Below are 13,150 nucleotides of genomic sequence, written 5' to 3' on the forward strand. Positions count from 1 at the left end.
CGTCCAGTCCCCGTCAGACGGTCTTGCGGTCACGCTGGTAGAGCCAGGCCGCCAGGGCGGCGAAGACCGCGAGGTAGGCGATCAGTCCGGCCACCTCGCCGGCACTCACCGAAACTCCCCCGAGAGGGGACTTCGCCAGCTGGTTGAAGAGGTAGACCGGAGTGTACTCGCCGGCCGACTTGAGCCCGCCGGACAGCGGGAACCAGGAGCCGCCGAGGAAGGCCATGCCCATGTAGCCGATCATGGTGATCGGCTGGACCGCGTCCGGCGCGGCCGCGTAGCCGAGTGCGACGCCCGCCGCCGCGAAGACGAACCCTCCGGCCCAGATCAGCAGGCCCATGGCGAGCCAGGTGCCGATCGGGAAGCGGACGCCCTCGGCGATGCCGGCGCCGAAGACGGCGAGGACGGCGGGGAGGGTCACCACACCTGCGGCGACGACCTTGGAGAGCACGTAGGCCCAGCCGGGCAGTGCGGTCAGCCGCAGCTGACGGGTCCATCCGCTCTTGCGCTCCAGCGAGATCCGCATCGCGGTGTTGAGCGCGGCGCCGACCGTGCCGAAGGTCGCCATCGAGACCATGTAGTAGGTCTTGGCGTCGACGCCGTTGAGGCTGCCGGGGATGTTCGCCGAGGCGTAGAAGAAGAACATCATCACCGGGAAGAGCACGGTGAAGAAGAGGTAGCGCCGGTTGCGCAGCACGCGCAGCACCTCGAGCTTGATCAGCTGCGACATGGTCAGTTCTCCTCGGCTTCCGCGGTGATGGTGATGAACGCCTGCTCCAGGCCGACCCCGGTGACCTCCAGGCCGCGCGGGTAGAAGCCGGAGCGGTAGACGGCCGCCATGGTGGCGTCCGCGTCCGAGGTGCTGATCCGGACCGTCTGACCGCTGAGGTCCAAGGCGGTGATGCCAGGGAGGGTGTTCAGCAGGCTCACGTCGCCGCCGTCCTGCGGGTGCAGGTCGAAGGAGATCCGGCGGAGGCCCGCCCGCGCCTTGATCTCGGCGGCGGTGCCGTCGGCGATCAGCCGGCCCTGGTGCATCACCAGGACGCGGTCGGCGATCGCGTCGGCCTCCTCCAGGTAGTGCGTGGCGAAGAGGATCGTCCGGCCGGCGTCGGCCTGGGCCTTCATCACGGCCCAGAAGGCCTGGCGGGCGTTGACGTCCATACCGGTGGTGGGCTCGTCGAGGACGATCAGGTCGCTGTCGCCCGCCGTCGCCAGGGCGAAGCGGACCCGCTGCTCCTGGCCGCCGGAGAGCTTGTCGACCTTGCGGTCGGCCAGGTCGAGGATCTGGGCGGTGCGGAGCACCTCGTCGACGTCGTAGCCGCGCGGGTGCACCTTGCAGGCGAAGGTGACCAGCTCGCGCACGGTCACCTCGGGCAGCAGGCCGCCGCTCTGCAGCATGACGCCGACCCGGCCGTCCAGGATGGCCTGCCGCGGGGTGCCGCCGAAGAGGCTGACCTCGCCCGCGCTCGGGTCCTTGAGGCCGAGCAGCATGTCGATGCTGGTGGACTTGCCGGCGCCGTTGGGGCCGAGGAAGGCGACCGTCTCGCCCGGGTGGAGGGTGAAGGAGCTGCTGTTGACCGCCTTCACGCTGCCGAAGGTCTTGCTGACGCTGCGGAAAGCCGCGACCTCCGCGCCGCCGCGGCCCTGTGCCCCGGCGGACGCGGAGACCTTCCGGTCCGCCCCCGTGAACTGCTCGGTGGAAGTTGTCATACCGAAAGACTCGCCGATCGGGGTGCGGCCCCGGCAGTGCCGCGCCTCCCGACCTGGGGATGACAGATGTCACGGGCGCGGCAGTGACCTCCGCAGGAACTCGACCTGGAGCAGCAGCAGGTTCTCCGCGACCTCCTCCTGCGGTGTCATGTGGGTGACCCCGGAGAGCGGCAGCACCTCGTGCGGGCGGCCCGCGGCGAGCAGCGCCGAGGAGAGCCGCAGGCTGTGGGCGACGACGACGTTGTCGTCGGCCAGCCCGTGGATGATCTGCAGCGGTCGGCTCAGCCCGGGCGCGTCGGTCAGCAGCGAGTGCGCGGCGTAGACCTCGGGGTGCTCGGCCGGATGGCCGAGGTAGCGCTCGGTGTAGTGGGTGTCGTAGAGCTCCATGTCCGTGACGGGGGCCCCGGCGACGGCCGCGTGGAAGACGTCGGGGCGGCGCAGCACGGCGAGCGCGGCCAGGTAGCCGCCGTAGGACCAGCCGCGGATCCCGACCCGGCCCAGGTCGAGCGGGAAGTCGGCGGCGAGCGCCTGCACCGCCTCGACCTGGTCGTCCAGGGTCGGGCCCGCCATGTCCAGCGCGATCGCCTTCTCCCAGGCGGGGCTCCGGCCGGGGGTGCCGCGGCCGTCCGCCACGACCACCGCGAAGCCCTGGTCGGCGAACCACTGGGCGGAGAGGTAGCTGTTCTGCGCCGCCGTCACCTGCTGGCCGTGCGGACCGCCGTAGGGGGCCATCAGGACCGGCAGCAGGCCGTCCCGTTCCCGGTCGTAGCCGGTGGGCAGCAGGACGGCGGCCGGGATCCTGCGCTTGCCCGCGAGGGTGACGACGGGCCGGGCGGCGATCACCGGCGTCTCGGCCAGGTTCGCGATCGTGGCCACCTCGACCGGCTCGGCGGCGGGCCCGGCGGCGCGCAGCACCCGCACGGTCGAGCCGGAGCGCTCCAGCGAGGCGGAGCTGAGCACGGTGAGTCCGCCGCCGCGCACCGCCGAGTGGTAGCCGGGCGCGGAACCGAGTCGACGGACGCCTTCGCCGGTGACCCGGTACACGTGCTGCTCGCCGATCTCCGGCGTCGTCGCGCCCTCCCCCGCCGAGGCGGTGATCAGCACGTCCTCGTCCGTCACGTCGAGCACGGCGCGGACGTGCAGGCCACGGTCGGTCAGCACCCGGTCCCCGACGACGAGCACCCGGGCGTCGGTCTCGGCGTCGTCGGCCACCCTGACCAGTCGGCCGTCGGGGGTCCACGCGGGGACCCCGGTGTAGGGCTCGACCCAGACCGGGTCGCGCTCGTCGTGCAGCACGGTGGTCGCGCCCGTCGCCGGGTCGAGGGCGAGCACCAGCTGCCGCCGCTGGTCCCTGGCCTGCACCTGGAGCAGCGGCGCACCGCCCGAGGACCACTGCACGCGGGCCAGGTAGGGGAAGGCCTCCCGGTCCCAGGCGACCTCGACCCGGCTCCCGTCCAGGCCCAGGACCGCGAGCGTGACGTCGGCGTTGGGGGTGCCCGCCTGCGGGTAGGCGATCTCGGCGGGTTCCCGCCCCGGGTTGGCCGGGTCGGCGATCCACCAGCGGTGGACCGGGCTGTTGTCGACCCTGGCGGCGATCAGCCGGTCCCCGGCCGGGGACCACCAGAAGCCGCGGCTGCGGGCCATCTCCTCCTGCGCGATGAACTCCGCCTGGCCCCAGCTGACCTCGGGGTCGTCCTCCCCGGCCAGCGCCCGGTCGCCGCTGCCGTCGGTCGCGACGACCCGCAGCGCGCCGTCGGTGGTGGCGTAGGCGACGTGACGGCCGTCCGGCGCGGGGTGCGGGTCCAGCACGGTGCCGCGGGCGGGCAGTTCCCTGGCCGGTGCGGCGCCGGGCAGCAGCGACACCGCGAAGAGGCGTCCGGAGAGGCCGAAGGCCGCGAGCGTGACCGCGGCGTCGGTGGCGTAGCCGACGACGCCGGCCGAGCCCTCCCTGGCCCGCTCGCGCCGGGCGCGCTCCTCCGCGGAGAGCTCCTCCGCGCCGCCCCCGAGCAGGTCGGCCGGGTCGGCCACGACTCGCTCGAACGGAGCAGCCTCGTTCGAAAGGTCGAGCACGAACAGCAGGTTCGCCCGTTCGGTCCCGCCGCGACTCCCGAGGAAGGCCACCCTTCGCCCGTCCGGGGAGGGCGCGAACGACCGGGGCGCACCCAGCGAGAACCGCTGGGTGCGCGAGAACTGACGGGGGAAAGTGATCTCCTGGGGCATTCTTCGACCCTAGCCCCGGAGCACCCCACGGACGGTGCCGCCCGGCAAACCGGCGCCGCCGCGGCCTCCCCCGTTCGGCCCCCTCGCACCGCCTCGGACGTCCGGATACGCGCCGCACATGCGGGCCCGGGTCGTGCATCCGCGCGACCGGCTATGCATGATGACGGAAAGTGACCTACCCATCACCCCACGGGTACCACCTGTGTGCGCCCGTCCTGCTGGCGCGGCAGTCCCCGCCGCGCCGAAACCGAGAGGTGTGAGACGCGATGGTTCTGCCCATTTCCGCAGCCGTGCTGATGATGATCATCGTGGGAATCCTGGTGAAGCGCTCCGGCCTCAAGCTCTGGCACGCCTTCGCCTGCACGCTGCTGGGCTTCTACCTGGCCTCCAGTTCGATCGCCCCGTCGATCAAGACCGTGACCACGAGCGTGGCCGGGATGATCACCGGCATCAAGCTGTAGCGCACACGGCCGCACGGCTCGGGAAGGGTCCCGGGCGCTGTCGGGTGCTGTCGGCCGGACCGCCTACGCTGACCCCATGACGGAATCAGCCCCGGCAGCCGGCGCCCGGCGCCTGCTCCTCGTCCACGCCCACCCCGACGACGAGTCGATCGGCAACGGCGCGACGATGGCCCGCTACGCCGCGGCCGGCACCGGCGTCACCCTGGTCACCTGCACCCTCGGCGAGGAGGGCGAGGTGATCGGCGAGACGCACGCTCATCTGGTCGCCCACCGTGACGACGCGCTCGGCCCGCACCGCATCACCGAGCTGGCCGCGGCGATGCGCGAGCTCGGCGTCACCGACCACCGCTTCCTCGGCGGCCCCGGCCGCTGGCGCGACTCGGGCATGATGGGTGTCCCCAGCAACGCCCGCACCGAGGCCTTCTGGCAGGCCGACCTGGACGAGGCGGCGGCGGAGCTGGCCGCCGTGATCCGCGAGGTCCGCCCGCAGGTCCTGGTCACCTACGACCCCAACGGCGGCTACGGGCACCCGGACCACATCCAGGCGCACCGCGTGGCCATGCGCGGCAGCGAGCTCGCGGGCGACACCTCCTTCCGCCCCGAGCTCGGCCCCGCCCACCACGTGGCGAAGATCTACTGGAACGTGATCCCCCGCTCGGTGGTGGAGGCGGGCTTCGCCGCGCTCAGGGCGGCCGGCAAGGACTCCCCCTTCCCCGGCATCGCGTCGGCGGACGACATCCCGGGCGTCGTCGACGACGCCGAGGTCACCGCGGCCGTCGACGGATCGGCCTTCGCCGAGGCCAAGGCCGCGGCGATGCGCGCGCACGAGACGCAGATCGCGGTCGACGGCCCGTTCTTCGCCCTCTCCAACGATCTGGGCCAGCCGCTGCCCTCGGTCGAGTACTACCGCCTGGTCCGCGGCGAGCCCGGTCCGGTCGACCCGGCCACCGGCTGGGAGGCCGACCTCTTCGCCGGCGTCGCCGCCGACGCCGGCAGCCCGAACGGCTCGAGCAGCTCCGTCGGCTCGAACGGCCCCGCCGGAGCGGCCTCGTGAGCCGGGACCGGGCCGAGGACCGCCCCGGCCGGCCCAGCGTTCCCGCGCCGCGCAACGGTTCGCCGCAGCCTCCCGCGCGCCGCTATCCGATCGGGCCGCCCGCCCGCTGGGCGAGTTACGTCGCCCTCGGCCTGCTCGGCGTCGTGGTGGCGGTGGCCGGCGCCCTGGTCGTCGACCTGTGGAGCGGCGGCGGCCTGGTCCTGGGCGCCGCGGGGATCCTCGCCCTCAGCTACGGGGGCAGCCTGCTGACCGGCACCAAGACCGGCGCGGCCGTCCCGACGCTCACCTGGCTCGGCACACTTCTCGCGGCGAGCATCAGCACTCCGGAGGGCGATCTGCTCTGGGGCGGCAGCGCGACGAGCGTCGCGCTGCTCTTCCTCGGACTGCTCGGATCCGTGCTCTGTATCGCACGTCCCTCCCTTTCCGGCTTTTCTGTTCTCCCTCCGACCGGCCACTCCCGGGACGCCTCCCAGTAAGGTGGTGCCCGCAACGCTGGAGACCGCGGTTCCACACACCGCAACCGCAGCCCCACGGGACGCGGGGAACGACGATCCACAACCGCACCTCGTCACGCCGACGGGGAGCGAACCGGAGCAGCAGTGAGTCGAGAATCTGACAATCCGATGTCACCTCGTCAGGGCGGGGACTCCTACCCTTCGGGCACGCCCCCCTATGGCGTTCCCGGCGACCACGCCTTCTCCCGGGCGGGGCAGCCCCAGTCGGGCCAGCCCGGTCAGCCGGGCCAGCCGGGAGGTCAGCCGGGGCAGGGCGAACCGGGCGACGAGCCACGCACCGAGACCACGCTCACCACGCGTATCAAGATCAACATTCCGGGCTCCCGGCCGATCCCCCCGGTCGTCGTGCGTTCCCCGCTGAACAGCGAGGAGACGGGCGATCAGCCCGCGCCGCGACGTCACCGCGCGGAGAGCGCGGGCTCCCCCGTGCTCGGCGTGATGGACTCGGGCCAGGGCTCCACCGCCACTCCGGACCTGCCCGCCGAGTGGCGCACCCCGGAGCCCGGCGCGCCCGCCGCGCCCGCGGACGGGGCCCCGGCACGCCGCCGAGCGAGTGGTTCGCCCCGCGCAAGAAGGGGCCCGCACCGGCCGCCGCCACCCCGGCCGCGCCCGCGCCCGCTCCGTCCCAGCCCGCCCAGCCGTCCGCGCCCGCCGCGCCGGCTCGCGAGCAGCAGCGCTTCCAGGAGCCGCCGGCCCAGCCGCCGTTCCAGGAGCGGACCCCCGGCGTCGACACCCGGAACTCCCCCTGGATGCCGCCCCAGCAGCCCGAGGCTCCCGCCCTCCGGACCGCCGCGCAGGCGCCGACGCTGCCGCCGCGCCCGGTGCCCGGCGGCGGCGTGCGTCCCGGCGCTGGCGGGCCGGTCGGCGCCCAGGGAGGGCCGCAGGGCGGCCCTCCCGGCGGCCCGAACTTCCCCGAGCCCGGGGCCGAGACCACGATGCAGTTCCGTGCCGTCCCCGACCCGCAGGCGACCCCGCAGGGTGCGCCCGCGCGCCCGAAGCGCGGTCCGCAGACCGGAAAGGCCCCGAAGACCAAGGGGGCCGCCGCACCCAACGCCGCAGAGCGGACCGCGGCGATGCCCGTCGTCCCGCAGTCCCAGCCGGTCAACGACGGCTTCGCGGGCGGCACCGGCGGCGCGGGCGCGCCGCCCCGCCCCGAGCCGGCCGAAGGCGGCCAGGGCAGCGCCGGCGGCTCGACCAAGTCCGCGGCCAGGCCCGCGGGCGGCGGCAGGAGCCGCAAGCTGGCGACCTACGGCGTCGGCGCGGTGGTCCTCGTCGGCGGCGTGGCCTACGGAGCGGGTCTGATGCTCAACCAGGCGGACGTCCCCAAGGGCACCACCGTGCTCGGCTACTCGATCGGCGGCGACACCCACGACCAGGCGGTGACCGCGCTCGACACCACCCTGGGTGCGATCGCCAAGCACCCGCTCACGGTCTCCATCGGCGGGAAGACGACGACACTGAACCCCTCCGTCGCCGGCCTGACCATAGACACCGGCGCCACGGTCGACAAGGTCGCCCAGCACAGCTACAACCCGGTCAGCGTCATCGGCTCGCTCTTCGGCGGAGCCAAGGCGGTCGCCCCGGTCGTGGTCATCGACGAGGACAAGCTCCGCTCCGCGCTGCAGCAGCTCTCCGCCGCCAGCGGCGCCCAGGAGGGCAGCATCAGGTTCACCGCCGCGGGCAAGGTCGTGGTGGTCCCCGCCAAGGCCGGCAGCGGACTGGACGTCAAGGCCGCCGTCCCGCTGGTCGAGCAGGCCTTCCAGGCCCGTGCCGAGGGCCGTCCCGACGCCGTGGTCCCGCTCACCGTGACGACGGTCCAGCCCAAGGGTTCGTCCGCCGCACTGACCCAGGCGGCGAACACGCTCGGCGCCTGGGCGATGAAGCAGAAGTTCAAGGTGGTGGCCGGCGGCAGCGCCGTGCCGTTCGGCAAGACCACCTTCAGCGAGTCGCTGACCCTGCAGGCCGACGCCTCCGGCAAGTTCGCCCCGACCTTCGACCTGGCCAAGCTGGCGGGCGCCTACGGCAACTCCTTCGACGGCAAGCACACCAAGAGCGGCAAGGCGGTCACCGCGCAGGACGTCGCCGCCGCGCTCACCACCCTGCTGAGCCAGCCCGACGGGCCCACGTCGATCACGATCTGACCTCCGGCCTAACGATCCGGGCGGACCACCCGCCCGGATCGTCCGCCCGGACACCGCGAGCGGCACGGCGGGCCGCACGGCAGACAGCACACAGCAAGCGAAGAACCCCCGGACCCTGTGGGCCCGGGGGTTCTTCGTCGTACGGTCAATCAGCTCACTTGGTGAAGCCGATCTTGGTCCAGTCGATGTCCTGGAAGCCGAAGGCACCGTAGTTCGCCAGCGCGGACTTGGTCGCCACGATCTGCGGACGCTGGTACAGCGGCAGGTCGACGCCGAGGTCCCAGATCATCTTGTCCGCGGCGTTGATGTCCGCGTTGTACTGGGTGAAGTCGGTGTCGTTGCCGGCCTTGTTCATCGCCGCGTCGATCTCCGGGGAGCCGATGCGGGAGAAGTTGGCGCCGATGCCCTGGGCGGTCGGGTTCAGGAAGCTGGCCTCCTGGTTGCTCAGGGTGAAGATCGGGGCCACACCGATGCCGGAGAACACGGTGAGGTCGAACTTGCCCGCCGTCAGGTCGTTGAAGAACGCATCTCCCTGACCCTGGGTCACGGTCACCTTGATGCCGACCGCCTGCAGCATCGAGGTGAACAGCTGCGACTCGTTCGTCGCGACCGCGACGCCCGCCGGGATCTCCATGTTGATGACGAACTGCTTGCCGTCCTTGGCACGGATGCCGTCGCTGCCGACCTTCCAGCCGGCCGCGTCCAGCTTCGCCTTGGCGTCGGCCACGTTGTACTGGCCGAGCGGGCCGGCGGTGTCCTGGTAACCGGCCTGGTTGTTGACGAAGAAGTGGTTGTTCAGCGGGGCGATCGGCCAAGGCAGACCGGCGAGGTCGGACTTGCCGACCGCGTCACGGTTGATCGCCTCGAAGACGGCCTGACGGACCGTCTTGTCGGAGAAGAACGGGCTCTTGCCGTTGATCACCGCGTGACGCAGCGCCCAGCCACCCGAGACGTGGATGGTCGTGTTCGAGACGGACTTCGCCTTCTTGTAGGCGGCCGTGTCCGGACCGATGTCCATCAGGTCGATCTCACCGGAGGCGAAGGCGCCCGGGGTGGCGTCCGGCGTCAGGGTGCGGAAGTTGATGGTGTCCAGGACCGGCTTGGTGCCCCACCAGTTGGGGTCGCGGACCTCGGTGACGACCTTGGTCGTCGCGTCCATCTTCTGGAGCTTGTAGGGGCCGCCGGTGACCGGGATCTTGCCCTTGTAGGAGTTGTTGAAGCCGTCGACCGTGCCGATCTGCGAGGCCGGGAAGAGCGTGCTGAACAGGCTCTGCCAGTCGGCGAACGGGGTCTTGTAGGTGACGACGACCTCGAACTGGTCCTTGCCCTGCGCCACGCTCTCGATCTGGGAGTAGCCGGTGGTGGCGTACGGGTTGTACTTGGTGTTGACGCCGTTGTCGGCCTGCCAGATGGCCTGGAAGTCCTTCCAGCTGATCGGCGTGCCGTCGGACCACTTGCCCTTGGGGTTGAGCTCGTAGGTGGTGACCTGCTTGCCGCCCACGGTCGCGACCGTGGCGCTGGTGAGGAAGTCCGTGTTCGGCGACAGCTTGTTGTCGGCCGAGGCGTGCCACAGCGACGGCATCATCGGGCCGAGGGTGTCGAAGATCGACAGCTCGTTCTGCGAGTCGGCCTGCAGGTTGTTCCACTGGGTGGAGTACTGGTCCACCGGGAAGTTCAGGACACCGCCCTGCTTCAGCGTAGCCGCGTCGACCGGGTTGATGTCATTCGCGTGGGACTGGACCTGCGTGGTCGGGTTCGTGCTGGGGGACTTGGAGCTGCTGCTGCAGGCAGAGGCCGAGACGACCATACCGGCGGTGAGCGCCACCGCGGTGGCGAGCTTGAGGGACTTGCGAGACAAGGCGGGTCCTCCCCTTGGGATTCTGTGAGATCACGTTTCTGACGATCGGCCCGAAGGCGGACGCGTCAGACGACTTCCAGTGCCGCCGCGTAGTGACAGGCGGCGAGGTGGTCAGCGGCCATCGACTGGGACGCGGGGTCCTCGGTCCGGCACCGCTCGGCCTCGGCCTCGGGAAGGCCGGAGAACTTGGGGCAACGCGTGCGGAAACGGCATCCCGAGGGGACGTCCGCCGGGCTCGGCAGGTCGCCCTGCAGAATGATCCGCTGGCGCTCCCGCTCCTTGCGCGGATCCGGCAGCGGAACCGCGGAGATCAGCGCCTGGGTGTACGGGTGCGAAGGCGCCTCGAAGACCTGGTCGGCTCCGCCGATCTCGACGATCCGACCCAGGTACATCACCGCGACCCGGTCCGCGATGTGGCGGATCACCGAGAGGTCGTGCGCCACGAACAGGTAGCTGAGGCCGAGCTTCACCTTGAGCTCGTCCAGCAGGTTGATCACGCCGGCCTGGATCGAGACGTCCAGGGCCGAGACCGGCTCGTCCAGCACGATCAGCTTCGGCTCGAGGGCCAGCGCGCGGGCGATGCCGATGCGCTGGCGCTGCCCGCCGGAGAACTCGGTCGGGTAGCGCTCGGCGTGCTCGGGCAGCAGACCGACCAGGCTGAGCAGCTCGGGGATCCGGGCCTGGATCCGGGCTTTGCTCCAGCCGTGGGTCTTCAGCGGCTCGGCGAGGATGTCGCCGATCGGCATACGCGCGTCGAGCGACGCCATCGGGTCCTGGAAGACGACCTGGAGGTCGCGGCGCAGCGCCCGGCGGGAGGCCCCGCGCAGAGTCTTCGACTCCTTGCCGAGCACGACGACCGAGCCCTCCTGCTTGGTCGGCAGCTCCAGGATCTCCAGCAGCGTCGTGGTCTTGCCACAGCCCGACTCGCCGACCAGGGCGAAGGTCTCGCCCTCACGGATGTCGAAGGTGAGGCCGTCCACGGCGCGGACGGTGCCGACGCGGCGCTTGAAGAGCTGGCCCTTCATCAGCGGGAAGTGCTTGATCAGGTTGTCGACCCTGAGGACCTCAGGGCGGGAGGCACGGTCGCTCTCGCCCTCCCACTCGGGGAGCTCGGGCGTGGGGTACATGCCCTCGCGCGGCAGGTCGACGCCGATCTCGGCGGCGCGGTGGCAGGCGCTGGCCGAGAAGTCGTCCCCGAGGGACACCAGCGGGGGCTCGACGGTACGGCAGAGGTCCACGGAGACGGGGCAGCGGGCCTCGAAGGGGCAGCCCTGCGGCAGCGCGACCATGGAGGGCGGGTTGCCCTCGAGCGGGGTCAGCGCCTTCTTGTCGGTCTGGTCCAGCCGCGGCACGGCGCTCAGCAGACCGACGGTGTAGGGCATCCGGGGCTCGTAGAAGACCTGCTCCACCGGGCCGCGCTCGACGGGCCGGCCCGCGTACATCACGGTCACCTCGTCGGCGATGCCGGCGACGACGCCCAGGTCGTGCGTGATCATCAGGATCGCGGCGCCGGTGACCTCCTGGGCCTTCTTCAGCACCTCGAGGACCTGCGCCTGGATGGTGACGTCCAGGGCGGTCGTGGGCTCGTCGGCGATGATGACCTTGGGGTCGTTCGCGATCGCCATGGCGATCACGGCGCGCTGCCGCATACCGCCGGAGAACTCGTGCGGGAACGCGTCGATGCGCCGCTTCGGGTCGGGGATGCCGACCAGGTTGAGCAGGTCCAGAGCCCGCTCACGAGCCTCCTGCTTGCTCATCCGCTGGTGGATCTGCAGGGCCTCCATCAGCTGCGTGCCGATGGAGTAGACCGGGGTGAGGGCGGACAGCGGGTCCTGGAAGACCATGCCGATGTCCTTGCCGCGGATCTTGGACATCTCGGCGTCGCCGAGGCCGATCAGCTCCCGGCCCTCGAGCTTGATGGAGCCGGTGACCCGCGCGCCGTCGGGCAGCAGGCCGAGCACGGAGGTCGCGGTGACGGACTTGCCGGAACCGGACTCGCCGACCAGGGCCAGGGTACGGCCGGGCCGCAGCGAGAAGTCGATGCCGCGCACGGCGCGGACCGGGCCTGCCTCGCTGGGGAAGGTCACCCGCAGGTCGCGGACGTCCAGCACGGAGCCGATCGTGTCGATCACGGAGGCGGGGGTGGTCACGAGTTGGTTCCTTCCGTGGCACGAGCGGTGGTGCTGGAGAGTTCGTCGTTCTGGAGCGGGGACTCCTGCGTCGGGAACCCGTCCGGGAGAGCCTTGAAGCTGGCCTTCGCCGCGGAGGCGGTCGGGTCGAAGGCGTCCCGCAGGCCGTCGCCGATGAAGGCGGCGGACAGGCCCATCAGCACCAGGAAGCCGGCGGGGAAGAAGAACATCCACGGCGAGGTGGTGGCGTCCGGGGTTCCGTTGGCGATCAGGGTGCCCAGCGAGACGTCCGGCGGCTGGATGCCGAAGCCGAAGTAGGACAGCGAGGTCTCGCCGAGGACCGTCAGGCCGACCTGGACGGTGGCGTCGACGATCAGGATCGAGGCCACGTTGGGCAGCACGTGCCGGAAGATGATCACCATGGGGTTGACGCCCATGTACTTCGCGGCGAGGACGTACTCGCGGTCCTTGAGCGTCTGGGTCATGCTGCGCACCACGCGGGCGGTGATCATCCAGCCGAAGGCGGAGAGCAGCACCACGAAGATGAGCCAGGTGCCGTGGGCGATGCGCGGGGCGATCAGCGCCAGCAGCAGGAAGCTGGGCACGACCAGGAGGAGCTCCAGGATCCACATCAGCGCGCGGTCGACCCAGCCGCCGAAGTAGCCGGCCGAGGCGCCCACCAGAGCGGCGATGAAGGTCGTCAGCGGACCGCCGACGAGGCCGATGACGAGCGACTTCTGCAGGCCGCGCATGGTCAGCGCGAAGAGGTCGACGCCGGGGTGGGTGGTGCCGAACCAGTGCGTGGCGTCCGGCCCGGTACCGAGGGCGTTCCAGTCGTTGTCCGTGTACTTCCAGGTCAGGAAGGACGGGATGACGTAGGCCCCCAGCAGCAGGAGGACCAGGATGGCCACGCCGGTCAGCGCGAGACGGTTGCGCAGGAAGCGGCGGAAGACCAGGGCGCCGCGGCTGCGGCTCTTGGCGGGTTTGCGGCTCTCGCCGTCGGCGAGCGCCGACTCCACGGCGGCGAAGGGTGCGTCGGTGGTCATGTCAGGGGTCTCCTCA

The 13,150-nt window shown here is 71.7% G+C and carries 10 protein-coding genes; 4 read left to right on the forward strand and 6 right to left on the reverse strand.

Annotated elements, in window-relative coordinates; genetic code table 11:
- Window positions 1–13: 13 nt before the first annotated feature.
- The 3 genes from BS83_RS38505 to BS83_RS38515 all read right to left on the reverse strand — a co-directional run bounded on the left by BS83_RS38505 (window position 14) and on the right by BS83_RS38515 (window position 3,930).
- On the reverse strand, window positions 14–730 hold the full coding sequence (locus tag BS83_RS38505) for an ABC transporter permease (protein WP_037607944.1): 717 nt from the start codon (window positions 728–730) through the stop codon (window positions 14–16).
- 2 nt (window positions 731–732) lie between these two features.
- Entirely contained in the window at window positions 733–1,710 is a 978-nt protein-coding gene (locus BS83_RS38510; RefSeq protein WP_084714762.1) for an ABC transporter ATP-binding protein, read from the reverse strand.
- Between the two features lie 69 nt (window positions 1,711–1,779).
- A complete protein-coding gene (locus tag BS83_RS38515; protein ID WP_037607946.1) occupies window positions 1,780–3,930 on the reverse strand; it encodes a S9 family peptidase in 2,151 nt (716 codons plus the stop codon).
- Between the two features lie 266 nt (window positions 3,931–4,196).
- On the opposite strand from BS83_RS38515, the gene BS83_RS38520 reads away from it, so the two are divergent.
- The 4 genes from BS83_RS38520 to BS83_RS46020 all read left to right on the forward strand — a co-directional run bounded on the left by BS83_RS38520 (window position 4,197) and on the right by BS83_RS46020 (window position 8,101).
- Window positions 4,197–4,391, forward strand: a complete 195-nt coding sequence (locus BS83_RS38520) for a hypothetical protein (protein ID WP_037607948.1) — start codon at window positions 4,197–4,199, stop codon at window positions 4,389–4,391.
- Between the two features lie 76 nt (window positions 4,392–4,467).
- Window positions 4,468–5,445 carry an N-acetyl-1-D-myo-inositol-2-amino-2-deoxy-alpha-D-glucopyranoside deacetylase gene (mshB, locus tag BS83_RS38525; RefSeq protein ID WP_051944979.1) on the forward strand — a complete coding sequence of 326 codons (978 nt, stop codon included), beginning with the start codon at window positions 4,468–4,470 and terminating at the stop codon, window positions 5,443–5,445.
- Window positions 5,442–5,921: a DUF6113 family protein gene (locus BS83_RS38530; protein ID WP_051944982.1), complete on the forward strand. Its 480-nt coding sequence runs from the start codon at window positions 5,442–5,444 to the stop codon at window positions 5,919–5,921. The genes mshB and BS83_RS38530 overlap by 4 nt, the downstream gene beginning before the upstream one ends.
- A gap of 524 nt (window positions 5,922–6,445) precedes the next feature.
- Complete coding sequence (locus BS83_RS46020; protein WP_051944986.1) at window positions 6,446–8,101, forward strand: hypothetical protein; 1,656 nt, start codon at window positions 6,446–6,448, stop codon at window positions 8,099–8,101.
- A 154-nt stretch (window positions 8,102–8,255) separates the two neighbouring features.
- On the opposite strand, the gene BS83_RS38540 is transcribed toward BS83_RS46020, so the two are convergent.
- The 3 genes from BS83_RS38540 to BS83_RS38550 form a co-directional block, all read right to left on the reverse strand.
- On the reverse strand, window positions 8,256–9,959 hold the full coding sequence (locus tag BS83_RS38540; RefSeq protein WP_051944989.1) for an ABC transporter family substrate-binding protein: 1,704 nt from the start codon (window positions 9,957–9,959) through the stop codon (window positions 8,256–8,258).
- 65 nt (window positions 9,960–10,024) lie between these two features.
- Window positions 10,025–12,109 (reverse strand): ABC transporter ATP-binding protein, encoded by a 2,085-nt coding sequence (locus BS83_RS38545; protein ID WP_051944992.1) that lies wholly within the window; start codon window positions 12,107–12,109, stop codon window positions 10,025–10,027.
- Window positions 12,106–13,134 carry an ABC transporter permease gene (locus BS83_RS38550; protein ID WP_063774315.1) on the reverse strand — a complete coding sequence of 343 codons (1,029 nt, stop codon included), beginning with the start codon at window positions 13,132–13,134 and terminating at the stop codon, window positions 12,106–12,108. Before BS83_RS38550 ends, BS83_RS38545 begins: the two co-directional genes overlap by 4 nt.
- Window positions 13,135–13,150: the final 16 nt, after the last annotated feature.

The organism is Streptacidiphilus rugosus AM-16 (assembly GCF_000744655.1).
In the GTDB taxonomy this organism is placed as follows: domain Bacteria; phylum Actinomycetota; class Actinomycetes; order Streptomycetales; family Streptomycetaceae; genus Streptacidiphilus; species Streptacidiphilus rugosus.

Bases quoted from the DNA above. Each gene is read 5' to 3' on its own strand.
- BS83_RS38505 (WP_037607944.1), bottom strand. From the start codon at position 730: ATGTCGCAGCTGATCAAGCTCGAGGTGCTGCGCGTGCTGCGCAACCGG.
- BS83_RS38510 (WP_084714762.1), bottom strand. From the start codon at position 1,710: ATGACAACTTCCACCGAGCAGTTCACGGGGGCGGACCGGAAGGTCTCC.
- BS83_RS38515 (WP_037607946.1), bottom strand. From the start codon at position 3,930: ATGCCCCAGGAGATCACTTTCCCCCGTCAGTTCTCGCGCACCCAGCGG.
- BS83_RS38520 (WP_037607948.1), top strand. From the start codon at position 4,197: ATGGTTCTGCCCATTTCCGCAGCCGTGCTGATGATGATCATCGTGGGA.
- mshB (WP_051944979.1), top strand. From the start codon at position 4,468: ATGACGGAATCAGCCCCGGCAGCCGGCGCCCGGCGCCTGCTCCTCGTC.
- BS83_RS38550 (WP_063774315.1), bottom strand. From the start codon at position 13,134: ATGACCACCGACGCACCCTTCGCCGCCGTGGAGTCGGCGCTCGCCGAC.